Consider the following 21,246-nt stretch of genomic DNA (forward strand, 5'->3'; position numbering starts at 1 on the left):
GATGGCCCGAGCTTCCCAATAGGCCGGTAGGGTTGGATTGTGTTCGCGGGCCTGCGGCGAGACCTTCATCCGGACCCGGTAATCGGTCGGGTGTGGATCTAGGCGTTCCCATTTGCTGTTGGCCTTGGCCGGAATCAACCAATGGCGCTCAGTGCCGGCTTGCTGAAGTTGCAGCAGTAGGTCCGCACTGAGAAAGCCCTTATCGAACACCGTGAGCGAATGATCTGGAACCGCCTGTAGCAAGTCGCGCGCATAGCGCATTTCACTCTTGCCATATTCGCCAAACACCGCTTCCCGTACTAAATGGGTGGCCAATGCCGTTAGCGTCAGCAGCCGCAACTGGGGGTAGCTTGCCACAACGCCCGAGGCATAGACCTGAGCACCAAAGTGCTGGCGATTTTCCGGCGTGTCGGAGGTTCGGAGGGTGCTGCCATCGATGGCATAACGGGCTAACCCACGCCAAGTTCGTCCGCGTCGCTGCCGTTCATCCCAAGCCCCGGCGCAGAGAGAGTGAAGAGTTGAGCCAATGGTTCTTCTCCGAGCCGCTGTCGTGCCTGGGTCAAAGCGCTTTTGGCAATGTCGGGGTTAGCCTCGTCGGGCAGCACCAAATCGAGATGGGCAGCGACTTCCGGGATGGATTGATGCCGGAACCTAGCCAGCGCGATCAGAAGCCAGACGACCTGCTCGGCCGGCAATTTACGCCGTCGCACGCTGGCTTTGCCGGTCACTGCAAGGGCGTGGACGATCCATTGAGGATCAATTTTCTGAGAAAGGGCAGAGAAATCAGGGTGTTTGTGAGCCTTGCCAACCATAGGGATGGAAATGAGTGAGTCAACATGAGCGAAGTATGAGCAAGATTCGCACCATGAAAAATGCCGTTCACTTGCTTAAGTGAACGGCATTACAGCGAGGCTGTGGTGTTTTTATTGATACGGTCTTAATCATTAAGACTCTACGGCATTATCAGGATGCCATTGTCACCCTCCTCCTATAACCCATCCGGAACACAAACCCCAGCACCAGCATGACCATCATGCTGGCCGCCAGGCTCAGCGGGCTGCCCCAAACCAACGGCGCGATCAGACCCGCCACCACGCTGGACATCATGGTCTGGAAAAAGCCCTGCAGCGAGGAAGCGGTGCCGCGCAGCGATGGGAACTGGTCCATCAGGTTTAGGGTGATGGACGGCGCGGCGATCGACATGCCGGTGGTGTACAGCGCCAGTGGCAGCACCGCCCACGGCATCGCGGCTTCCGGCGCCAGCAGGTTGTACAGCAAGTTCCAGCCGGCGGCGATGAACATCACCACGTAGCCGCGCGACACGATGTCCTTCTGCGACACCCGCCCCGCCATCTTGCCGGACAAATAGGCGCCAAACATGATGCCGGACACCGCCGGGCCGAACATCCACAGGAACTGCTCAGGCCCCAGGTGCAGATGCTGCATCAGAAATACCGGCGCCGACGGGATGTACAAGAAGAAGCCGGCGAAATTGAAGGACACCGCTGCGGTCAGCAGCTGGAACTCGCGCTTGCGCCCCACCTGCCAGTAGTTGGCCAACAGATACTTGATTTTCAATGGCTGCCGTACGGACTCATGATGGGTTTCCGGCAAGGCAAACCAACTCATCAGGAACAGCGCCAGGCCGATCAAGGCCATGAACACGAAGATGGAATGCCAGCCGAAAGCGCCGAACAGCCAGCCGCCCACCACCGGCGCAATCGCCGGCGACAGCGAGAACAGCATGGTCACCTGCGACATCAGCCGCTGAGCGTCGGCGCCGTCCAGCTTGTCGCGGATGATGGCGCGCCCCACCACCAGGCCGGCACCGCCACAAAAGCCTTGCAGCGCGCGGAACAGCAGCAGCTGGCCCAGGCTGTCGGCCAAAGCGCAGCCTATCGACGCCAGGCTGAACAACAAGGTGGTGACCAGCACCACCGGGCGACGGCCCACCGCGTCCGAGATCGAGCCATGCCACAGCATCATCACCGCGTAAGACAATAGATATACCGTCAACGCCTGCTGCATCTGCAGTGGCGAGACCGCCAGGCTTTGTCCGATCGCACTCATCGCCGGCAGGAAAGTGTCGATCGAAAACGGCCCCAGCGTGGACAGGGCCGCCAACAGGATTGCCAGCCCGAAGTGGCTGCGAGTGGAGGGGTGCATGGCGGATAAATAACAATGAGAGTCAATGCATGTTAACGGTTAGGCCGACACTTGCCAAACCGGACTGATATAAATAAAACGTCATAGTGCATATCTTGCCGTTCAAGCTCGCGCCGCTGGCGCCGGCTTCGATTTCGTGCCACGATCAATCCACTCCACGCCAGCCATAACAAGGAGAGACCAGCATGATCCGCCTGTATCACAACCCCCGCTGTTCCAAATCCAGAGAGGCGCTGAGCCTGCTGGAAAACGCCGGCGCGGAAATAGAAATCATAGAGTACCTGAAGCACCCGCCCAGTTACGAAGAACTGGAGCGCCTGCTGACTCTCCTAAACATGGAGCCGCGCGACTTGATTCGCCAGAAAGAGGAGGAGTACGCCGAACTCTACCTGGACGACATCACGCTAGAACCCAGACATCTGATTACCGCCATGATAGACAATCCCAAGCTGATCGAGCGCCCTATCGCCGTCTGCGGCGAACGCGCCGTGGTGGGGCGGCCGCCGGAACGGGTGCTGCAGCTTCTGGACTAAGCTTCGCCGGCTCCGCCCTCCAGCGCCCAAGGCAATCGCTCTTGGGCGTTTTTGCACCCAACGCCCCGCCGGCCTGCATCTGTCCCATCCCCTTCAAAATTATCACTTGCGGAATAGTAACATCCGTTACTAAAATAACGACCATGAATCCAACCAAGTCATTTCAAACGCTTGAGCAGGCCGTTAACCGGATCGAAGCGCGTTTTCCCGGCGTGCCCCGCCAGGAAGTCATTCTGGCGCGCTTGCTATACCACATCCTGCCGCGGCTGTCCGCCCATCTGTGCGACAAGCTGAAGCATCACGGCCTCAACGAGACGGTGTGGATGGCCTTGCTGGCGCTGTACGCCTGCCCGCAACAAGCGCTCTATCCGTCTGAAATCAGCGACACACTGGATTCATCACGCACCAACGCCACGCGCATTGCCGACGAACTGGTCAAAAATGGTTGGGCAGCTCGTTCGCCCAGCGCGGAGGACCGGCGCAAGATCCTGCTGGAGTTGACGCCGAGCGGCGTGCAACTCGTGGAATCCCTGCTGCCCGTTTCACGCGAATGCCACCGCGAGTTGTGGTCGGATTTCGACGCCGCGGAAAAACAGGAGTTCGAACGCTTATTGCGCAAACTGCTCTGCAGCCTGGGCGGTTAAAGCTGGGAAACCGGCTTTTTTTCGCCCTTATAATAACTTGCGTGACTATCACATCATCAATCACTTTACCAATTGCTAATACAGCAAGTGAATACGGGAGTCCCACAAGGTGAAAAAGACTCAATGGCAGCACGGCGTCAGCGCCCTGCTGCTCAGCGCCCTGCTGGGCGGCTGCGCGAGCTTCGGCCCTGACAACGTCCCGGCATCTGAGCTCAAAGCCGAACAATTACGGCTGGCCAATGGCCAGGGCGAACAGATCGCCAATGATTGGTGGACGCAACTGAACGACGCCGTGCTGAACCAGCTGGTAGCCAAGGCCCTGCAGGACGCGCCCTCGCTGAAACTGGCCGAAGCCCGGCTGAGCCAAGCGCGCGCCGCAGTCGGCATCGTCGAAGGCAATAGCGGCCCCAAACTCGATTTCAGCGCCAATATGACGCAGCTCCATTACGAGTTCCCGGCGCCGATCTCGCGCGACTACGTCAACGCCTACACCGCGATGCTGATGGGCAGCTGGGAGTTCGACTTCTGGGGCAAGCACCGCGGCCAGATCGACGAAGCCGTCGGCCAGCAGCAAGCCATCGCCTTCGAAGGCGCGCAAACCCGGCTGACGCTGACTCAAGCCGTCATCGCCCAATACACCCAGTTGCAGCGGCTGCAGGCGCAAAGCGCGGTGCTGGCCAAGCGTATCCAACTGGCGGAAAGCCGCCAGACGCTGACCCAGGCCCGCATCAACGCCGGCCTGCTGCCGGGCGACAACCAGCGCGGCAACGAAGTTTCGCTGCATCGCCTGCGCCAGCAGCAAAGCGCGCTAACCCAGGACAGCGACCGCGCTCGTCATGCGCTGGCGGCGCTGACCGGCCAAGGCCCGGAAGCCTTGCGCGGCTTGCAAGCCGGCAAGGCGCTGACCGTGCCGGCCATGGACGCCGACAGCCTGAGCGCCGACCTTCTGGGCAAGCGCCCGGACATCGCCGCCCAGCGCGCGCGGGTGGAAGCCACCGCCGGCGCGGTCAAGGCAGCGCGCGCCGAGTTCTATCCCAATATCAAGCTGACCGCCTTCGCCGGCCAGACCTCGCTGGAATTCAACAAGCTGATGAACGGCGACTCCACCTTCTGGGGCTTCATGCCAGCGATCAGCCTGCCCCTCTTCCACTCCGGCGCGATCCAGGCCAATCTGGGCAAACAGCGGGCCGGCTACAACATCGCCGTGCACAGCTACAACCAGACCGTACTGGACGCGCTGCGCGACGCTGCCGACTCCGTCAGCGGCTGGCAGCAAAGCGGCAAGCAGCTGGAGCAGTCGCGCAAAGCGCAAGACAGCAGCCATCGCGCAGCCGACTCCGCCGCCGCCCGCTTCAAGGCCGGCATCATCAACAAGCTGAACCTGCTGGACGCCCAAGACAGCGCGCTGGCGCAACAATCGGCGCGAATCGACGCCGAAGCCGGCCGCAAGCTGGCCTGGGTTTCACTGAACACCGCATTGGGTGGCGGCTTCAACGCCGCCCCCGCCACCCACTGAGAACGCATCCATGGACAAGAAAACCAAAACCGCGCAAAGCCGCAAACGCAATCTGATCATCGCCACCACCCTGTTCACCGCCATCGCCATCGGCTACGGCGCCTACTGGGCGCTAGTGCTCAGCCATCAGGAAAACACCGACGACGCTTACGTCAGCGGCCATCTGGTGCAAGTCACCCCGGAAGTGGGCGGCACCGTCGCCAAAGTGCTGGTGGACGACACCCAACACGTCAAGGCCGGCCAGTTGCTGGTCAGCCTGGACAAAAACGATGCGCAGCTGAACTTCGACCGCGCCCGCAACGAGTTCGCCCAAGTCGTGCGCCAGACTCGGCAGTTGATGAACAACACCCAGCAATTGGCCGCTCAAGTCACTTTGCGCGAAACCGAACTGGCACGCGCCGACGCTGACCTGAAGCGTCGCAAACAGCTGGCCGGCACCGACGCGCTGTCGGCGGAAGAGTTGAGCCACGCCAACGACGCCGTCGCCGGCGCCAAGGCCGCGCTGGACGCCGCGCGCGAACAGCAAAAAGCCAGCGCCGCGCTGCTGGGCAAGGACGCGCTGGCGCAGCAGCCCGCGGTCAAGGCCGCCGCCAGCCGGCTGAAGGAAGCCTGGCTCGCGCTGCAGCGCACCGAGATCAAGGCGCCGCTGGACGGCGCCGTCGCCCGCCGCAATGTGCAGGTTGGCCAGCGCCTGGCCGCCGGCACTCCGCTGATGTCGGTGATCCCGCTGCAAAACCTGTGGGTAGACGCCAACTTTAAGGAAGGCCAACTGGCCAAGATCCGTATCGGCCAGCCGGTGGAGCTGAAGTCCGACCTCTACGGCGGCAAGATCGTCTACCACGGCAAGGTGGTGGGCCTGTCCGCCGGCACCGGCAGCGCCTTCTCGCTGCTGCCGGCGCAAAACGCCACCGGCAACTGGATCAAGGTGGTGCAACGCGTGCCGGTGCGCATCCAGCTGGAGCCGAAAGACCTGCAATCGCACCCGCTGCGCGTCGGCTTGTCGATGGATGTGGTGGTGGACACCTCCAGCACCGACGGCAAGGCCGTGGCCGAAGCCCAGCCCTTCGTCGCCCACCAGGACGTCTCCGGCCAGTTGCCAGACCTGAAACAGGCCGATGAACTGGTGCGGACGCTGCTGGCGGCCAACGCGGGTGAAGGCAAGGCCGAATAAGGGGGCCGGACCATGAATCATCCACCATTGACCGGCTCCAAGCTGGTCTGGATCACGCTGGCGCTGTCGATGTCGGTGTTCATGCAAGTGCTGGACACCACCATCGCCAACGTGGCGCTGCCCACCATCTCGGGCAACCTGGGCGCGGCCACCAGCCAGGGCACCTGGGTGATCACCTCCTTCGGGGTGGCCAACGCCATCGCGGTACCGCTGACCGGCTGGCTGGCCAAGCGCCTGGGCGAAGTAAAGCTGTTCACCGCCTCCACCCTGTTGTTCGTGCTCACCTCCTGGCTGTGCGGCATGTCCAGCAGCCTGGAAATGCTGATTTTCTTCCGCGTGCTGCAAGGCGCGGTGGCCGGCCCGATGATTCCGCTGTCGCAGAGCCTGCTGTTGTCCTGCTATCCGCCGGAGAAGAAAGGCATGGCGCTGGCGCTATGGGCGATGACGGTGATCGTCGCGCCGGTGTTCGGCCCGATTCTGGGCGGGGTGATTAGCGACAACTGGCACTGGGGCTGGATCTTCTTCATCAACGTGCCGGTGGGACTGGCGGCGGCCTTCATTTCCTGGCGCATCCTCAAGCCGCGCGAAACCGAAACCGTCGATCTGCCGATCGACCGCATCGGCCTCGCCTTGCTGGTGATAGGCGTAGGCGCGCTGCAAATGGTACTGGACCGCGGCAAGGAGCTGGATTGGTTCAACTCCACCGAGGTGATCACCCTTGCGGTGATCGCGGTACTGGCGCTGGTTTATCTGGTGATCTGGGAGCTTGGAGAGAAGCATCCCATCGTCGACCTGAGCCTGTTCAAACAGCGCAACTTCACCGTCGGCACCATCGCCATCAGCCTGGGCTTCATGCTCTACTTCGGCACCGTGGTGCTGCTGCCCTTGATGCTGCAGACCCAGATGGGCTACACCGCCACCTGGGCCGGCCTGGCCGCGGCGCCCATCGGGCTGATCCCGGTGGTGCTGTCTCCCATCATCGGCAAGTACGCGCAGCGGCTGGACATGCGCTGGGTAGTGACGGTGAGCTTCAGCGTGTACGCCGTCTGCTTCTTCTGGCGCAGCACCTTCAACCCCCAGATGGACTTCGCCTACGTGGTGTGGCCACAGGTAGTGCAAGGCATTGGCGTGGCCTGCTTCTTCATGCCGCTGACCACGATCACGCTATCCGGCCTGCACCCGAGCCAGATCGCCAGCGCGTCCAGCCTGTCCAACTTCCTGCGGATTCTGGCCGGCAGCATCGGCACCTCGATCACCACCACGATGTGGGACCGTCGCGAGGCGATGCACCACGCGCGCCTGACCGAGCATGTCAGCCTCTACGATCAGGCCTCCAACGCCTGGTTCCGGCTGCTGGACATGGCCGGCCTGTCCTCCGGGCAGCAGGCGGCGCTGACCTCGCTGCAGATCACCAAGCAGGGTTACATCATGGCGGCCAACGAGATTTTCTGGCTGTCCGGCGTGCTGTTCGTACTGCTGATCGGCCTGGTGTGGTTCGCCAAGCCGCCGTTCACCGCCTCCGGCAGCGACAGCGGCGCGCATTGAAAATAGCCTGAGCGGGCCGGGCGGCGACGACATCGCCGCCCGGTTTTTCTATTCTCCCCGAAACACCGCCGCGCGCTTGTCCAGGAAAGCCCGCATGCCCTCCTTCTGATCCCGCGACGCGAACAAGAGCTGGTAGGCCTTGCGCTCCAGCATCAGCGCCGTCGCCAACGGCGCGTCGGCGCCGGCCAGCACCACTTCCTTGATCTGCGCCACCGCCAGCGGCGGCAGCATGGCGATCTGCGCCGCCAGTTCTAGCGCGCGCGTTTCCAGCGCCTCATCCGCAGCCACCTCGCTGACCAGCCCCATCGCCAGCGCCTCCGCCGCGCCGATGCGCTCGCCGCTCAGCAGCAGTTTCATCGCGCGGAATTTGCCCACCGCCCGCAGCAGGCGCTGGGTGCCGCCGGCCCCCGGCATCACGCCCACTTTGACTTCCGGCTGGCCAAACTGCGCGGACTCGGCGGCGACGATGATGTCGGCATGCATCGCCAGCTCGCAGCCGCCGCCCAAGGCGTAGCCCGCCACCACGGCGATCACCGGCTTGGGACAGTCCGCAATCGCCTGCCACAGCGTGTGCACCTGGCGCTGCATCAACTCGATGCTGTCGCAGTCCACTAGCTCGGCCAGATCCGCGCCGGCAGCGAAGGCGCGGCAGTCGCCGCACAGCAAAATCACTCTTACATCGGCCGAGGCGCTCAGCGTCTGGAAATGCCGCGCCAGCTCCCGTCGCAACGCCATGTTCAAGGCATTGAGCGCCTGCGGGCGGTTCAAGCGCAGCCGCGCCACGCCGGCGGCCGGATAATCCAGCACAACCAGTTCATCCATCACGCAAGCTCCTTCACCCGCTCCAGCACCAAGGCCACCCCCTGACCCACACCGACGCACATCAAGCACAGAGCCAACCGGTCGCCGCTGGCTTCCAGCTGGCGCAAGGCGGTCAAGACCAGCCGGGCGCCAGAAGCGCCCAGCGGATGGCCCAGCGCAATCGCGCCACCATTGGGGTTCACCCGGGCGTCGTCGTCCGCCAAGCCCAACTGACGCAACACCGCCAGCGATTGCGAAGCAAAAGCCTCGTTCAACTCAACCACGTCCAGATCCGCCACGCTCAGGCCCAGCCGCCGCAACAGCTTTTCCGCCGCCGGCGCCGGCCCCAAGCCCATGATGCGCGGCTCCAGCCCTACCGAACACATACCAAGAATCCGCGCCCGTGGTCGCAGGCCGTGACGCTTGAGCCCGGCGCCGCTGGCCAGTAGCAAAGCCGCCGCGCCGTCGTTGACGCCGGAGGCGTTGCCGGCGGTAACCGATCCATCCGCCACCACGCTCTTGAGCCGAGCCAGCTCCGCCAACGTGGTAGCCGGCCGTGGGTGTTCGTCCTGAACTACCCGCAGCGACTCGCCCTTGCGCTGCGGCAACTCCAACGCCAGGATTTCCGCGTCGAAAAAGCCGCGCTCGCGCGCCGCGGCGTAACGCTGCTGGCTGCGCAGCGCGAAGGCGTCCTGATCGGCGCGGGAGACATGGAATTGCCGCGCGACGTTTTCCGCGGTTTCCGGCATCGAATCGATGCCGAACTGACGCTGGAAGGCCGGATTGACGAAGCGCCAGCCTATGGTGCTGTCTTCTATCCGCGCATTGCGCGCAAACGAGCTGTCGGCCTTGCCCATGACGAAGGGCGCGCGCGACATACTCTCCACGCCGCCGGCCAAAATCAGGTCGGCTTCACCGGCGGCGATCGCGCGCGCGGCGAGGCCCACCGCGTCCAGACCAGACGCGCACAGGCGGTTGACGGTGATTCCCGGCGTGGATTGCGGCAGGCCCGCCAGCAGCGCCGCCATCCGCGCCACGTTGCGGTTGTCCTCGCCGGCCTGGTTGGCGCAGCCCAGAATCACCTCGTCCAGGCAGGACCAGTCCAGCTGCGGCTGACGCCGCATCAGCGCGGCGAGTGGCAACGCCGCCAAATCGTCGGCCCTCACGCCGGAAAGCGCGCCGCCGTAACGGCCAAACGGGGTGCGGATGCCATCGCAAATATAGGCATGGGGCATGGAAAACCTCCTGGATCAACGGTGTTGGAATTGCGGCGACCGCTTGTCGAGAAAGGCTTGCATGCCCTCCTTCCTGTCGGCCAGAGAGAAGCTGGCATGAAAGGCGCGTCGCTCGAACAGCAGACCTTCGGCCAAGCTGGATTCGAAGGCTCGGTTCAGCGACTCCTTGATCAGCATCAGCGCCGGCATCGAGTAGCCGGCCATCCGTGCAGCCAGCGCCCGCGCCGTCGCCAACACCTCGGCGTCCGCAACCACCCGCGACACCAGGCCGGCCCTCTCGGCTTCGTCGGCGCTGTAAAGCTGACCGCTCAAGCACCACTCCATCGCCTTGGCCTTGCCGATGGCGCGCGGCAGGCGCTGAGTGCCGCCCATTCCAGGCAGCGTGCCCAGTTTGACTTCCGGCTGGCCGAAGCGGGCGGACTCGCCGGCGATGATCACATCGCACATCATCGCCAGCTCGCAGCCGCCGCCTATCGCCAGGCCGCGCACCGCCGCGATCAGCGGCTTGCGCACGCTGCGCGCGCGCTCCCAATGCCGGCTCACGTAGTCGTCGAGAAAGACTTGCTGATAATCCCACTCGGCCATGCGGCCGATGTCGGCGCCAGCGGCGAAAGCCTGCTCGGTGCCGGACAGCAGAATGACGCTGATGTCGGGGTCGCTGTCCGCCGCGTCCAGCGCGGCCTCCAGCTCCCGCATCAACTCGGGGCTCAGCGCATTGTGCTGCGCCGGCCGGTGAATCTCCAGGTGGCAGATCCGCTCAGCGCGGCGCTCCCTCAAATGCTCGCTCATGGTCAGTTCCTTCTCCACATCCATACACGCCGTGAAGAAACAACTGGCTGACTATCCGTGCCATGCCCGCCCTATCAATCGCGCCGTCGGCGCGGAACCAGGTAAAGGTCCAATTCATCATGCCGAACAAGGTCATCGTCACCGGCTTGACCTGCTCCGTCGACAGCTCCGGCCGCAAGCGGGCGATCAGTTCGGCGAAGGCCGCCACCACGCCGGCCTGCTTGGCCTTCACCTGCCGCCGGTCCGCTTCGCCCAGGAATTTGACGTCCTGCACCAACACCATGTGGTAGTGGCGCGAGGACGCGTACTCCTCCATGAAGCGCTCGATCAGCAGCCGCAGATGCGCCTCCGCCGGCAGGCCTTGCCGCGCCGCCTCGTCGACGATGCCGACCAGCCGGTCCACATAGGTGTCGGCGATGTCGAACAGCAGATGCGATTTATCACGATAGTAGTGGTACAGCAGCGGCTTGGACATGCCGCACAACTCAGCCAGTTGGGCTATCGAAGCACTGGGAAAACTCTGCTCGGCAAACAGACGGGCCGCGTTTTCCAGTATGTTTTGTTGCTGCGCCTCGTAATTGGGAGATTTAGTTCTGGCCATATCCGCATATCGGTTGAATGAAAAGACCAGACGCGGCACCAGCGAACCTCCCCGATGACTACGAGCCGCCAGGCAAACCCCGATGAAACTGGGTTTTGCCAGCGGTTCTAGACAAGCAACCGTCAACGCTCATCAAAACTGAGCACCACTTGCTGGGTCCGTGGACGCGCCTGACAGGCGAGCACGAAGCCTTGTTCCACCTCGGCCGGTTCCAGGGCGAAATTCTTGTCCATGGCAACCCGGCCGGACAGCACCTTGGCCCGGCAGGTGCAGCATACCCCACCTTGGCAAGAGTAAGGTAGGTCGACTCCGGCCGCCGTGGCCGCTTCCAAGATGCGCTCGCCCGCGCCCAGTTCCAGCAGCCGCTGCTGACCATCGATGATGATGGTGACGCTGGCCGCCGGACTGTCCTCGATCGCTGCTGCCGATTTGGCCTCGCCGCGCTCCGGCACGCCGAAGCGTTCGTAATGAATGCGCCCGGCGGCCAGTCCCGCGCGCTCAAGGCAGGCGCGGGACTGATCTATCATATCGTTGGGTCCGCAAACGAAGGCTTCGTCCACCGCGCTGTCCGGCAGCAACGCGGCCAGCGCCCTTTGCAGCCGTTCGCCATCGAGACGGCCGTGGAACAACTCCGGTTGCTGCGCTTCGCGGCTGAGGAAGTGATACACCGCCAGGCGCGCCGGATAGCGCGACTTCAGTGCCGCCAGTTCGTCTGCGAACAAGATCCCGCCGCGCTTCCGATTGCCGTACAGCAAGGTGAAACGGCTGTGCGGCTCTCGCCGCAAGGTGGTTTTCAAGGTGGACAGCAAGGGGGTGATGCCGCTGCCGGCGACGATGCCCAGATAGTGCTTGCGCTGCTCCACCGCCAGTGGCGTGAAGAAACGCCCCTCCGGCGGCATCGCCTCCACTTCGCGCCCAGGCTGCCAATGCTGATGGACGTGGCTGGAGAACACGCCGCCGTCCACTCGCTTCACCGCCACCCGCAAGATGTCCTCATCCACACCGCAGCACAGCGAATAAGTGCGCCGCTGCTCCACGCCGTCAATCTGTTCGCGGAACACAAGATGCTGGCCCTGGGTGAAGCGGAAGCTCTCCCTAAGCTCCGCCGGCGGCTCCAGCATCAAGGAAATGGCATCGTCGGTTTCCTGGCGGCGTTCGACGATGCGCAGGCGATGAAAAGCTAGTCTCATTCCAGTCTCCTTACTCCGGTCCTCTCCGCGGACTCAGATCGGCTTGAAATACTCAAATGGCTCCAGGCACGCCTCGCAGCGATAGAGCGCCTTACAAGCGGTGGAGCCGAATTGGCTCAGCCGCCGGCTGCGACCGGAGCCGCATTGCGGGCAGGCTGGCGCCGTCGATTGGAAGCGCAACGGCTGCCAGTTGTCCTCGGCCGCGCTCGCGCACGCCGGAGGCGCAATGCCGTAGCGGCGCAGCTTGTCGCGGCCGTCGGCGCTGATCCAGTCGCTGCTCCAGGCCGGGCTCAACTGGGTGCGCAGCACCACCCGCGCCTCGCCCGCCCGACTCAGCGCCTGCCGCACCGAGGCGGCGATGGCCTCGGTGGCCGGACAGCCGGAATATGTGGGAGTCAGCGTGACCTCCAGGTCCTCTCCCACCCGCGCCACCTTGCGCACGATGCCCAGATCGCACAGCGACACCACAGGTACCTCGGGATCCGGCACCTGATCCAGTACCCGCCAGGCTTGCGCCACGCTCAGCCGCGCGGCGCGCATCACCAGCACCCTCCGGGATAGGCGCGCTGCAGGAACTGCATCTCCGCCAGCACATGGCCCAAGGACTCGCTGTGTTCGCCGCGCTTGCCGCCGGAGCGATAGCCGGTGTCCGCCGGGAGCCGCAGCGTGGCTTCCGCCAACACCGGCAGCACTAGCGCCTCCCATTCCTTCCGCAGAAGAGCCGCCTGCGGCGCAATGCCGCCCTGGCGCCGCTCCAGCGCGTCGTTGTCGAACATCTCGGCCAGATACGGCCACCAATGCGCCAGCGCCCGCTGCATGCGCCGCCGCGATTCATCGGTGCCGTCGCCCAGCCGCACCACCCATTCCGCCGCGTAGCGCAGGTGGTAGCGGCTTTCCGCCAGCGCCTTGCCGGCGATCGCCGCCAGCCGCGGCTCCGCGCCGTCGCGCAGCGCCCGCCACAAGGCCACCTGGTAGGCGCTGAACAGGGCGATGCGCAGCACGGTCTGGCCGAAGTCGCCGTTGGGCAACTCCAGCAAGGTCAGATTGCGGAACTCCGGCGCGTCGCGCAGATAGGCCAGCGCGTCCTCGTCCCGGCCCCGTCCTTCCCATTCGCCGGCCAGGCTCAGCAGCAAGCGCGTCTGGCCTATCAGGTCCAGCGCGATATTGCTCAACGCGATGTCGTCCTCCAGCTCCGGCGCGTGGCCGCACCATTCACCCAGACGCTGACCCAGCAACAAGGTGTTGTCGCCCAGCCGCAGCGCGTATTCGATCAGGTCCGCCGTCACCGGCGGCTGCGTTTGCACAACTCTCTGCACAGACATCGCGCACTCCTCACATATGGTTCACGGCTTCCGGCAACTGGAAGAAGGTGGGCAGGCGATAAGTCTTTCCGGCCATGGGTTCGAACAGCATTTCCCGTTCGTCCGGCTCGCTACAGCTCAGCGCCGCGCTGGGCAGCGCCCAGACCGCGCCGGGCGGGAACTCGCCAAAGGCACGCTCCGCCCGCTGCAAGGCCTGCGATGCCGACGCGGCCAGCAGGCTGGCGACGTGCAGGTGGTCCAGGCCCGGCTTGAGCTGCAGAAATACTTCGTATTGTTGCGACTCCGTGGCCGACTCCCCCGCGGAGGGCGGCTCGCCGTTTTCGTCGAGGCTGTCGCTGGGCGCCACCCACAGACTGACGCCCTCTTGGCGACGGAAATAGATATCGCGGGCCAGCAGCAGCGCATGGCGCGCATCGGCTGCATGCAGGCTGCTGGAGTGCTTGTATTGCAAAGCGTTGCGGCCGAGGACGAAGACCTCGAAACGCGGCCAGGCGTTGGTGGACTCGGACATGGAGGCTCCTGATTAGGCGGCGGCGCGCGCCGCCTGTTTGTCTGCATAGGCTTGGGCGGCGGCGCGCACCCAGGCCCCCTCTTCATGCGCGCGGACGCGCGCGGCCATGCGTTCGCGGTTGCAGGGGCCGTCGCCGGCCAGCACCCGCTTGAACTCCTCCCAGTCCGGCTCGCCGAAGTCGTAATGCCCGCGTTCCGCGTTCCAGGCCAGCGCCGGGTCCGGCAGCGCGATGCCCAGCACCTCGGCCTGCGGCACGATGGCGTCGACGAATTTCTGCCGCAGATCGTCGTTGGAGATGCGCTTGATGCCCCATTGCATGCTGCTGGCGCTGTGCACCGAATCCCGGTCCGGCGGGCCGAACATCATCAACACCGGCCACCACCAACGGTTCACCGACTCCTGCACCATGGCCCGCTGCTCCACGTTGCCGCTCATCATCGTCAACAGCAGGTCGTACCCTTGGCGCTGATGGAAGCTTTCCTCCTTGCAGATGCGCACCATGGCGCGAGCGTATGGGCCGTAAGAGCAGCGGCACAGTGGAATCTGGTTCATGATCGCCGCGCCGTCCACCAGCCACCCTATGGTGCCGATGTCGGCCCAGGACAAAGTCGGGTAATTGAAGATACTGGAGTACTTGGCGCGGCCGGACAGCAAGGCCGCCACCATTTCGTCACGCGGGCTGCCCAGGGTTTCCGCCGCCGCGTACAGATAAAGGCCGTGCCCACCCTCGTCCTGCACCTTGGCCAACAAAATGGCCTTGCGCTTGAGCGTGGGCGCGCGACCTATCCAGTTGCCTTCCGGCAGCATGCCCACCACTTCGGAATGCGCATGCTGAGATATTTGCCGCAACAGGGTCTTGCGGTAGGCGAGCGGCATCCAGTCTCGCGCCTCTATCTTGTCGTCCGCTTGCAGCTTGGCGTCGAAGGCCTGCTGCTGAAACGACGGCTCAGCCGCCATCGCGGCGATGTCCGGCTGGTCCAGGGCTTGGGTGTACATCGCATATCCTCCTTGGTGAGCGTCTCCGGGCCAAGCGTCAGGGGCGCGGAAACGGCCTAATTAATTAACTTACCGATCGTTCAATTAAAAAGCAAGCGTTAATGAAATCCTCCGCCTCCCCGGCTAGTTCCGCGGCCGTTTGTCCACCACCCGCCGCGCCTTGCCCACCGAGCGTTCTATCGTCATCGGCTCCACCACCTGCACGGTGGCGGTCACACCCACATGGCTCTTGATGCTGTGCTGCAGCTGCCGCTCCGCCAGTTTCCTGGCGTCGTCGCGCGCCGGCCCGCTGGGCTCGCGCTCGACGAAGACCGCCAGGCAGTCCAGGTGGCCGTCCTTGTCGACTTCCAGGTAGAAATGCGGCGCCAACCCCGGCTGTCGCAGAATCACTTCCTCGATCTGGGTGGGGAACACATTGACGCCGCGGATGATCAGCATATCGTCGGAGCGGCCGACGATCTTGCCGATGCGCCGCATCGAGCGGCTGCTGGGCGGCAGCAGACGGGTCAGGTCGCGGGTGCGGTAGCGGATCACCGGCATCGCTTCCTTGGTCAGCGAGGTCAACACCAGCTCGCCTTCCTCGCCATCCGGCAGCACCTCGCCGCTGAACGGATCGATGATTTCCGGGTAGAAGAAATCCTCCCAGATCACCGGGCCGTCCTTGCTTTCCACACATTCGCTGGCCACGCCCGGCCCCATCACCTCGGACAGGCCGTAAATGTCCACCGCGTCGATGCCGGCGCGGCGTTCGATCTCCTGCCGCATCAGCCCGGTCCACGGCTCGGCGCCGAAGATGCCGACCCGCAGCGAGCAGGCGGCGGACTCCATGCCCCGGCGCTCCATTTCATCGAGGATGTTCAACATATAGGACGGCGTGACCATGATGATGTCCGGGCGGAAGTCCTGGATCAGTTGCACCTGGCGCTCGGTCTGACCACCGGACATCGGCACTACGGTGCAGCCCAGCCGCTCGGCGCCGTAGTGCGCGCCCAGGCCGCCGGTGAACAGGCCGTAGCCGTAAGCGATGTGCACCATGCTGCCGCGCCGGCCGCCGGCGGCGCGGATGGAGCGCGCCACCACCGTGGCCCAACTGTCGATGTCCTTGCGGGTATAGCCCACCACCGTCGGCTGGCCGGTGGTGCCGCTGCTGGCGTGAATGCGCGATACCTGATCCCGCGGCACCGCGAACAGGCCGAACGGATAGTTGTCGCGCAGATCCGCCTTGCTGGTGAACGGAAAGCGGCTGAGGTCCTCCAGCTGCCGCAATTGCTCGGGGTGAACGCCCGCTTGGACGCACTTGGCGCGAAACGGGGCAACATTGTCGTAAGCATGTTGCAAGGACCAGCGTAAACGCCGCAGTTGCAAGTCGGACAACTCATCGCGGCTGGCGGTTTCCATCGCGTCCAGTTCGCTGGACGAAGGGCGGGTGGCGGACATGGTGCTTCTCCTATGTGGATTGGGGGCTGGCTCTGCGGCCATTTGCTGCTGCTGGAAACAGTAGGGCTGGCTTGCTCTCCTTGATGGACTCTTAGCGGGTGGCAGGGGACGGAGCGAAGGTATACGGCCCTTCACTCCGCCTTCGGGCCGGACCGGTGCGAGCGGCCGCGCAGCAGGACCAGGGTTTCGCCGCGCTGATTGCTCACCCTCACATCGTAAAGACCTTGCCGGCCGCCCTGGTGCTGGCACTCGGCCTCCGCCAGCAGGCAATCACCGCTATGCGCCGGCAGCAGGTATTCCATGCTGATGGCCACGCCGACCGCGCGCGGGCCCCAGCTATTGCAGGCGACGGCGAAAGCGGTGTCCGCCAACGCGCACAGTAGGCCGCCGTGGCACAGTTGGAAGCCGTTGAGCATATCGTCACGCACCCGCATGCGCATCCGGGCGCGGCCCGGCGCGACTTCCAACAACTCCATGCCCAGGCTGGCCGACGCTCGGTCCTTGCTCAGCATTTCCAGCGCGCTGTGCTCGGCAAGCCGCCCGGCGGACTCGGTCTCAGTCATGGAATCGTCCTCCAGACAGCGCCAGCCGCCGCAATAGCGGCGAAACCCGATAACGTTCGTCGCCGTATTGAGCGTGCAGGGCGTCCAGAACTTGCGCCACATACTCGTTGCCTAGCCGATCAGCCCAAGCCAGCGGTCCACGGGGATAAGCGGCACCCAAGCACATGGCCTGGTCCACGCTGTCCGCCGCCGCCACGCCCTGCCCCACCGCGTCGGCAGCCTCGTTGGCCAGCATCGCCACGGTGCGCAACACCGCCATGCCGGCGGCGTCGTCCAGCCGCGACACCTGCAGGCCGGCCGCCTGCAGCACGCCCTCCGCCTGCGCCGCCAGCTCCGGCGCGGCCTGGTCCGCCACCGCCAGCGCCAGCCGCTGCGCGCTGGCGTAATCCAGCGCCAGATCGAACACCGCCCAGCCGGCGTGGCCGCTGTCGGCGGCGCGGCGGGTGGCGCTGCGGCCATCGGACAAGGCCAGCCGCAAACCGTCCCAGCTTAGCCAGCCTTGAGCCGGCCCCGGCTCGCGCTCCAGCCGCACGCCGCCGGCCTGCAAGCGCGCCAGCAGCGGTTCGGCCGCGCCCAGCCCGCCGTGCACCCGCAGTACGGCGGGCGCGGGCCGCGACGGCGCGGCATCCGCCGCCGGCAAAGCCTGGCCGTAATCGTAAAAACCGCGGCCGCTCTTGCGGCCCAAGCGGCCGGCCGCCACCAGTTCCTGCTGCAGCGGCGACGGCCGGAAACGCGGGTCTTGCTGCATCGCCTGGAACACCGATTGCGTCACCGCGAAATTCACGTCGTGGCCGATCAGATCCATGAGCTCCAACGGTCCCATCGCGAAACCGCCGGCCTCGCGCAGCAAGGCGTCCAGCGTGGCCGGCGCGCACGCGCCTTCTTGTAGCAGCCGCAAGGCCTCTGCGTAGAACGGCCGCGCCACCCGGTTGACGATGAAGCCCGGAGTGGAGGCGGCCGGCACCGGCGTCTTGCTCCAGGCGCGCATCAAAGTGCACATCCCTTCCGCAAGCGCCGGCGCGGTCGACAGCCCGCTCACCACTTCCACTAGTTTCATCCGCGTGGCCGGGTTGAAAAAATGCAGACCGATCAACCGCTCGGGATGGCGCAGTCCCGCCGCCAGCTCGGTGATGGATAGGGAGGAGGTATTACTGGCCAGGATGGCGGCGGCCGGCAGCAGAGCGTCCAGCTGCCGCAACAGCGCCTTCTTGGCGTCCAGACGTTCGACAATGGCCTCTATCGCCAAGCTCGTGTCGGCCAGTTCCTCCAAGCTGGCCACCGGCCGCAGCCGGCCGCGCGCGGCGTCCAGCTGCGACTGGCTCCATTTGCCTCGCTGAACCAGGCTGGCCCAGTCGGCGGCGATCGCGTCCGCCGCCGCCGCCGCGGCGCCGGCATCCTGATCGTAGAGATACACTTCATGCCCGGCCGCCGCCGCCACCGCGGCGATGCCGCGCCCCATCGCCCCGGCGCCGATCACAGCCACACGGCTCTCTGCTGTCGGTGCCATCTCATTTCCCCTGGAAACAGGGCGGCCGCTTGGCCAAGAAGGCCGCCACCCCTTCGCGGTAGTCGGCGCTGAAGCCCAACTGGCGCTGCGTATCGCGCTCCAGCCGCAGCTGTTGCTCCAGACTGTTGTCCTCTGCCGCCTGCAGCGCCCCCTTGATCCGCGCATAGGCCAGCGTCGGCCCGCCGGCCAGCTGTTCGGCGAGTTGCCTCACCGCTGCGGGGAAGTCCTCGTCGTCTACGCAACGCCAGATCAGCCCCCATTCCTCTGCTTGTTCCGCCGGCAATGGCTCGGCCAATAGCGCCAATCCCATCGCCCGAGCTTGGCCCAGCAGGCGCGGCAGCCAGTAACTGCCGCCTGAATCCGGCATCAGGCCAACCTTGCTGAACGCTTGGGTAAAACGCGCCGAGCGCGCGGCGATCACCAAGTCACAAGCCAAGGCGATGTTAGCGCCGGCGCCGGCGGCCACGCCGTTGACCGCGGCGATCACCGGCTTGGGCATGTCGCGCAGCCGCCGCACCAGCGGCGCGTAGTAGTCCTCGATGGACTGCCCCAGGTCCACCGCCTGCTGCCCAGGTAGCACCGCCCGGTCGCTCAAATCCTGGCCGGCGCAAAATGCCCTCCCGGCACCGGTCAACACCAACACCCGGACCTCTACGTCGTCGCGCAGGCGGTCCAGCGCCGCCGCCAAAGCCTGATGCATCGCCGGATTGAAACTGTTCAGGCGCTGCGGCCGGTTCAGCGTCAAAGTCGCCACGCCGGCTTCCCGTTTCAATTCGATGCTTGTTTCCGCTGTCTGCATGCTTGCCCCTTTTTGGGATGCGGCCATGGTGATGCAGGCCAAACCACTACTGTGGCAAACGCTATCATTGACCGACCGGAAAATCAATTATAAGCTGACCCACATCAATGACAGCGCGCTAAAACTGTTGTTGCCGCGCCCGGTCCTGTCGCTGGCATGGCGCAGACCGGCCTCCCATCCCTCCGCCCGAGGAGAACGTCCATGTCTCACCCTTTGTTCCAGCAACATCAAGCCACCTTGGATCAGGCCCTGCAGGCCTTGCGTGAACGCCAGTACTGGTCGCCGTACCCGGAAATGCCCAGCCCCAGAAGCTACGGCGAAACCGCAGCCGCCGACGGTCAGGCGGCGCTTGAGGCTTTATTGCAACAAGACTTCTCACTGGATGGTCTGCCGCCCAGCCAGGGCTGGGTGGGCAGCGAGCGCTCCCCCTATCGCGGCGCCTTGCGCATCCGCTATCCGCGCCACGACGCCGACGCCTTGCTGAGCGCCTCCACCGCGGCGCTGCAAACGTGGCGGCAAGCCGGCCCGCAGGCCTGGGTGGGCGTCTGCCTGGAGATACTCCAGCGGCTGAACCGCCGCAGCTTTGAAATCGCCCACGCGGTGATGCACACCACCGGTCAGGCCTTCATGATGGCCTTCCAGGCTGGCGGCCCGCATGCGCAGGACCGCGCGCTGGAAGCGGTGGCCTACGCATGGCGCGAAATGGCGGCCATTCCCGATCGCTGCCGTTGGAGCAAACCACAAGGCAAGCACGAGCCGCTGGTGCTGGAGAAAAACTGGAAGGTAATCCCGCGCGGCGTCGGCCTGGTGATAGGCTGCAGCACCTTTCCCACCTGGAACGGCTACCCCGGGCTGTTCGCCAGCCTGGCCACCGGCAACAGCGTGATCGTCAAGCCGCATCCCGGCGCGGTGCTGCCGCTGGCCCTGACGGTGCGCATTGCCCGCGAGGTGCTGGCCGAAGCCGGCTTCGACCCCAATACCGTGCTGCTGGCGGCGAATCAGCACGGCGAGCCGCTGGCCAGCCTGCTGGCGCAGCGACCGGAGGTGAAGCTGATCGACTTCACCGGCAGCAGCGCTCACGGCGAGTGGCTGGAGAGCCAATGCCGTCACGCCCAGGTCTACACCGAAAAAGCCGGCGTCAACTGCGTGGTGCTGGACTCCACCGCCGACTTCCCCGGCCTGTGCCGCAATCTCGCGCTATCGCTGGCGCTGTACAGCGGCCAGATGTGCACCGCGCCGCAGAACATCTTCATCCCGGCCAATGGCATCCACACTCCCGAAGGCCAACTGTCCTACCAGCAGACGGTGGCGGGCCTGTGCGCGGCGCTGGAGGCGCTGTGCGCTGAGCCGGCCAAGGCGGTGGAGCTGCTGGGCGCGATCCAGAACCCCGGCGTGCTGCAAAGGCTGGAGGCGGCGCGCGCGCTGGGCCAGCCGGCGCTGGACAGCCGGAGGCTGAGCCACCCGCACTACCCGGAAGCCGAAGTGCGCACTCCGTTGCTGCGCCAGCTGTCGATGGAAGACCGCGCCATTTACGAGCAGGAACACTTCGGGCCGATCAGCTTCCTGATCCAGGCGCCGGACAGCGCCGCCGCGCTGCGTCAGGCGGAAGACCTCATGCGCCGCTGCGGCGCTCTGAGCTTCTCGGTCTACAGCACGGACCAGCAGGTGCGGGAACAGGCCCGGCAGGCGGCGGAAAACGCCTGCGTGTCGCTGGCGCTCAACTTCACCGGCGCGGTGATGGTCAACCAGTCTGCGGCCTTCAGCGACTTCCACGGCAGCGGCGGCAACCCGGCGGCCAACGCCAGCCTGTCGGACAGCGCTTTCGTCGCCAACCGCTTCCGCGTGGCGCAGACCCGCAGCTTCGGCTGATCCCCGGCCCCGGCCATGGCCGGGGCGTCGCCCGCCAGACTCACGAACGGA

22 protein-coding genes are annotated in these 21,246 nt (G+C 65.2%); 6 read left to right on the plus strand and 16 right to left on the minus strand.

Annotation, left to right across the window (positions count from 1 at the left end):
- From B0T39_RS25710 to B0T39_RS18450, 3 genes are all read right to left on the minus strand, one after another.
- Positions 1 to 528: transposase (locus tag B0T39_RS25710; RefSeq protein ID WP_176219604.1), on the minus strand; the 528-nt coding region annotated here is incomplete at its 3' end.
- The gene (locus tag B0T39_RS26525) at positions 450 to 812 is read right to left on the minus strand and encodes a transposase domain-containing protein (protein WP_081549165.1); all 363 of its coding nucleotides are present in this window, start codon (positions 810 to 812) and stop codon (positions 450 to 452) included. The genes B0T39_RS26525 and B0T39_RS25710, both read right to left, overlap by 79 nt.
- 151 nt (positions 813 to 963) lie before the next feature.
- Complete coding sequence (locus B0T39_RS18450; RefSeq protein ID WP_081549167.1) at positions 964 to 2,166, minus strand: multidrug effflux MFS transporter; 1,203 nt, start codon at positions 2,164 to 2,166, stop codon at positions 964 to 966.
- Positions 2,167 to 2,351: 185 nt separating this feature from the next.
- On the opposite strand from B0T39_RS18450, the gene arsC reads away from it, so the two are divergent.
- The 5 genes from arsC to B0T39_RS18475 all read left to right on the plus strand — a co-directional run bounded on the left by arsC (position 2,352) and on the right by B0T39_RS18475 (position 7,575).
- Entirely contained in the window at positions 2,352 to 2,699 is a 348-nt protein-coding gene (gene arsC / locus B0T39_RS18455; protein ID WP_081549169.1) for an arsenate reductase (glutaredoxin), read from the plus strand.
- Between the two features lie 143 nt (positions 2,700 to 2,842).
- Positions 2,843 to 3,343, plus strand: coding sequence for a MarR family transcriptional regulator (locus tag B0T39_RS18460; RefSeq protein ID WP_081549171.1), 501 nt, complete (start codon positions 2,843 to 2,845; stop codon positions 3,341 to 3,343).
- A gap of 109 nt (positions 3,344 to 3,452) precedes the next feature.
- Positions 3,453 to 4,859 (plus strand): efflux transporter outer membrane subunit, encoded by a 1,407-nt coding sequence (locus tag B0T39_RS18465; RefSeq protein WP_141111297.1) that lies wholly within the window; start codon positions 3,453 to 3,455, stop codon positions 4,857 to 4,859.
- A gap of 10 nt (positions 4,860 to 4,869) precedes the next feature.
- Positions 4,870 to 6,030, plus strand: a complete 1,161-nt coding sequence (locus B0T39_RS18470) for an EmrA/EmrK family multidrug efflux transporter periplasmic adaptor subunit (RefSeq protein WP_081549173.1) — start codon at positions 4,870 to 4,872, stop codon at positions 6,028 to 6,030.
- A 12-nt stretch (positions 6,031 to 6,042) separates the two neighbouring features.
- On the plus strand, positions 6,043 to 7,575 hold the full coding sequence (locus B0T39_RS18475; protein ID WP_039754557.1) for a DHA2 family efflux MFS transporter permease subunit: 1,533 nt from the start codon (positions 6,043 to 6,045) through the stop codon (positions 7,573 to 7,575).
- Positions 7,576 to 7,623: 48 nt separating this feature from the next.
- On the opposite strand, the gene B0T39_RS18480 is transcribed toward B0T39_RS18475, so the two are convergent.
- The 13 genes from B0T39_RS18480 to paaG all read right to left on the minus strand — a co-directional run bounded on the left by B0T39_RS18480 (position 7,624) and on the right by paaG (position 19,326).
- Entirely contained in the window at positions 7,624 to 8,397 is a 774-nt protein-coding gene (locus B0T39_RS18480) for an enoyl-CoA hydratase-related protein (protein ID WP_081549175.1), read from the minus strand.
- Complete coding sequence (gene pcaF, locus B0T39_RS18485; RefSeq protein ID WP_019101133.1) at positions 8,397 to 9,611, minus strand: 3-oxoadipyl-CoA thiolase; 1,215 nt, start codon at positions 9,609 to 9,611, stop codon at positions 8,397 to 8,399. The genes B0T39_RS18480 and pcaF overlap by 1 nt, the downstream gene beginning before the upstream one ends.
- A gap of 15 nt (positions 9,612 to 9,626) precedes the next feature.
- On the minus strand, positions 9,627 to 10,400 hold the full coding sequence (locus B0T39_RS18490) for an enoyl-CoA hydratase-related protein (RefSeq protein WP_019101132.1): 774 nt from the start codon (positions 10,398 to 10,400) through the stop codon (positions 9,627 to 9,629).
- Positions 10,369 to 11,001, minus strand: a complete 633-nt coding sequence (locus B0T39_RS18495) for a TetR/AcrR family transcriptional regulator (RefSeq protein ID WP_081549181.1) — start codon at positions 10,999 to 11,001, stop codon at positions 10,369 to 10,371. Before B0T39_RS18495 ends, B0T39_RS18490 begins: the two co-directional genes overlap by 32 nt.
- Before the next feature lie 122 nt (positions 11,002 to 11,123).
- Complete coding sequence (gene paaE / locus B0T39_RS18500) at positions 11,124 to 12,191, minus strand: 1,2-phenylacetyl-CoA epoxidase subunit PaaE (RefSeq protein WP_019101130.1); 1,068 nt, start codon at positions 12,189 to 12,191, stop codon at positions 11,124 to 11,126.
- A gap of 33 nt (positions 12,192 to 12,224) precedes the next feature.
- Positions 12,225 to 12,731 carry a 1,2-phenylacetyl-CoA epoxidase subunit PaaD gene (gene paaD / locus B0T39_RS18505; protein WP_039754569.1) on the minus strand — a complete coding sequence of 169 codons (507 nt, stop codon included), beginning with the start codon at positions 12,729 to 12,731 and terminating at the stop codon, positions 12,225 to 12,227.
- Positions 12,731 to 13,513: a 1,2-phenylacetyl-CoA epoxidase subunit PaaC gene (paaC, locus tag B0T39_RS18510; RefSeq protein WP_081549183.1), complete on the minus strand. Its 783-nt coding sequence runs from the start codon at positions 13,511 to 13,513 to the stop codon at positions 12,731 to 12,733. The genes paaD and paaC overlap by 1 nt, the downstream gene beginning before the upstream one ends.
- Before the next feature lie 10 nt (positions 13,514 to 13,523).
- Complete coding sequence (locus tag B0T39_RS18515; RefSeq protein ID WP_019101127.1) at positions 13,524 to 14,024, minus strand: 1,2-phenylacetyl-CoA epoxidase subunit B; 501 nt, start codon at positions 14,022 to 14,024, stop codon at positions 13,524 to 13,526.
- Positions 14,025 to 14,036: 12 nt separating this feature from the next.
- Entirely contained in the window at positions 14,037 to 15,020 is a 984-nt protein-coding gene (gene paaA / locus B0T39_RS18520) for a 1,2-phenylacetyl-CoA epoxidase subunit PaaA (RefSeq protein ID WP_019101126.1), read from the minus strand.
- Positions 15,021 to 15,143: 123 nt separating this feature from the next.
- Complete coding sequence (gene paaK, locus B0T39_RS18525; RefSeq protein WP_019101125.1) at positions 15,144 to 16,457, minus strand: phenylacetate--CoA ligase PaaK; 1,314 nt, start codon at positions 16,455 to 16,457, stop codon at positions 15,144 to 15,146.
- A gap of 131 nt (positions 16,458 to 16,588) precedes the next feature.
- A complete protein-coding gene (paaI, locus tag B0T39_RS18530; protein ID WP_019101124.1) occupies positions 16,589 to 17,020 on the minus strand; it encodes a hydroxyphenylacetyl-CoA thioesterase PaaI in 432 nt (143 codons plus the stop codon).
- Positions 17,013 to 18,527: a 3-hydroxyacyl-CoA dehydrogenase gene (locus B0T39_RS18535; RefSeq protein ID WP_081549185.1), complete on the minus strand. Its 1,515-nt coding sequence runs from the start codon at positions 18,525 to 18,527 to the stop codon at positions 17,013 to 17,015. The genes paaI and B0T39_RS18535 overlap by 8 nt, the downstream gene beginning before the upstream one ends.
- A 1-nt stretch (position 18,528) precedes the next feature.
- On the minus strand, positions 18,529 to 19,326 hold the full coding sequence (gene paaG, locus B0T39_RS18540) for a 2-(1,2-epoxy-1,2-dihydrophenyl)acetyl-CoA isomerase PaaG (RefSeq protein WP_081549187.1): 798 nt from the start codon (positions 19,324 to 19,326) through the stop codon (positions 18,529 to 18,531).
- Positions 19,327 to 19,527: 201 nt separating this feature from the next.
- Between paaG and paaN the strand changes: the two genes are divergently transcribed.
- Positions 19,528 to 21,195, plus strand: a complete 1,668-nt coding sequence (paaN, locus tag B0T39_RS18545) for a phenylacetic acid degradation protein PaaN (RefSeq protein ID WP_081549189.1) — start codon at positions 19,528 to 19,530, stop codon at positions 21,193 to 21,195.
- The last annotated feature ends 51 nt before the right edge of the window (positions 21,196 to 21,246 follow it).

This window comes from Chromobacterium haemolyticum, from assembly GCF_002081825.1.
GTDB classification, from domain to species: domain Bacteria; phylum Pseudomonadota; class Gammaproteobacteria; order Burkholderiales; family Chromobacteriaceae; genus Chromobacterium; species Chromobacterium fluminis.

Coding starts and splice junctions, on each gene's coding strand:
- paaG (WP_081549187.1), bottom strand. CDS start 19,326: ATGCAGACAGCGGAAACAAGCATCGAATTGAAACGGGAAGCCGGCGTG.
- B0T39_RS18480 (WP_081549175.1), bottom strand. CDS start 8,397: ATGGATGAACTGGTTGTGCTGGATTATCCGGCCGCCGGCGTGGCGCGG.
- B0T39_RS18490 (WP_019101132.1), bottom strand. CDS start 10,400: ATGAGCGAGCATTTGAGGGAGCGCCGCGCTGAGCGGATCTGCCACCTG.
- B0T39_RS18460 (WP_081549171.1), top strand. CDS start 2,843: ATGAATCCAACCAAGTCATTTCAAACGCTTGAGCAGGCCGTTAACCGG.
- B0T39_RS26525 (WP_081549165.1), bottom strand. CDS start 812: ATGGTTGGCAAGGCTCACAAACACCCTGATTTCTCTGCCCTTTCTCAG.
- B0T39_RS18495 (WP_081549181.1), bottom strand. CDS start 11,001: ATGGCCAGAACTAAATCTCCCAATTACGAGGCGCAGCAACAAAACATA.
- B0T39_RS18470 (WP_081549173.1), top strand. CDS start 4,870: ATGGACAAGAAAACCAAAACCGCGCAAAGCCGCAAACGCAATCTGATC.
- paaN (WP_081549189.1), top strand. CDS start 19,528: ATGTCTCACCCTTTGTTCCAGCAACATCAAGCCACCTTGGATCAGGCC.
- B0T39_RS18535 (WP_081549185.1), bottom strand. CDS start 18,527: ATGGCACCGACAGCAGAGAGCCGTGTGGCTGTGATCGGCGCCGGGGCG.
- paaK (WP_019101125.1), bottom strand. CDS start 16,457: ATGTCCGCCACCCGCCCTTCGTCCAGCGAACTGGACGCGATGGAAACC.
- paaD (WP_039754569.1), bottom strand. CDS start 12,731: ATGCGCGCCGCGCGGCTGAGCGTGGCGCAAGCCTGGCGGGTACTGGAT.
- paaI (WP_019101124.1), bottom strand. CDS start 17,020: ATGACTGAGACCGAGTCCGCCGGGCGGCTTGCCGAGCACAGCGCGCTG.
- paaA (WP_019101126.1), bottom strand. CDS start 15,020: ATGTACACCCAAGCCCTGGACCAGCCGGACATCGCCGCGATGGCGGCT.
- B0T39_RS18450 (WP_081549167.1), bottom strand. CDS start 2,166: ATGCACCCCTCCACTCGCAGCCACTTCGGGCTGGCAATCCTGTTGGCG.
- B0T39_RS18515 (WP_019101127.1), bottom strand. CDS start 14,024: ATGTCCGAGTCCACCAACGCCTGGCCGCGTTTCGAGGTCTTCGTCCTC.
- B0T39_RS18475 (WP_039754557.1), top strand. CDS start 6,043: ATGAATCATCCACCATTGACCGGCTCCAAGCTGGTCTGGATCACGCTG.
- pcaF (WP_019101133.1), bottom strand. CDS start 9,611: ATGCCCCATGCCTATATTTGCGATGGCATCCGCACCCCGTTTGGCCGT.
- paaC (WP_081549183.1), bottom strand. CDS start 13,513: ATGTCTGTGCAGAGAGTTGTGCAAACGCAGCCGCCGGTGACGGCGGAC.
- arsC (WP_081549169.1), top strand. CDS start 2,352: ATGATCCGCCTGTATCACAACCCCCGCTGTTCCAAATCCAGAGAGGCG.
- paaE (WP_019101130.1), bottom strand. CDS start 12,191: ATGAGACTAGCTTTTCATCGCCTGCGCATCGTCGAACGCCGCCAGGAA.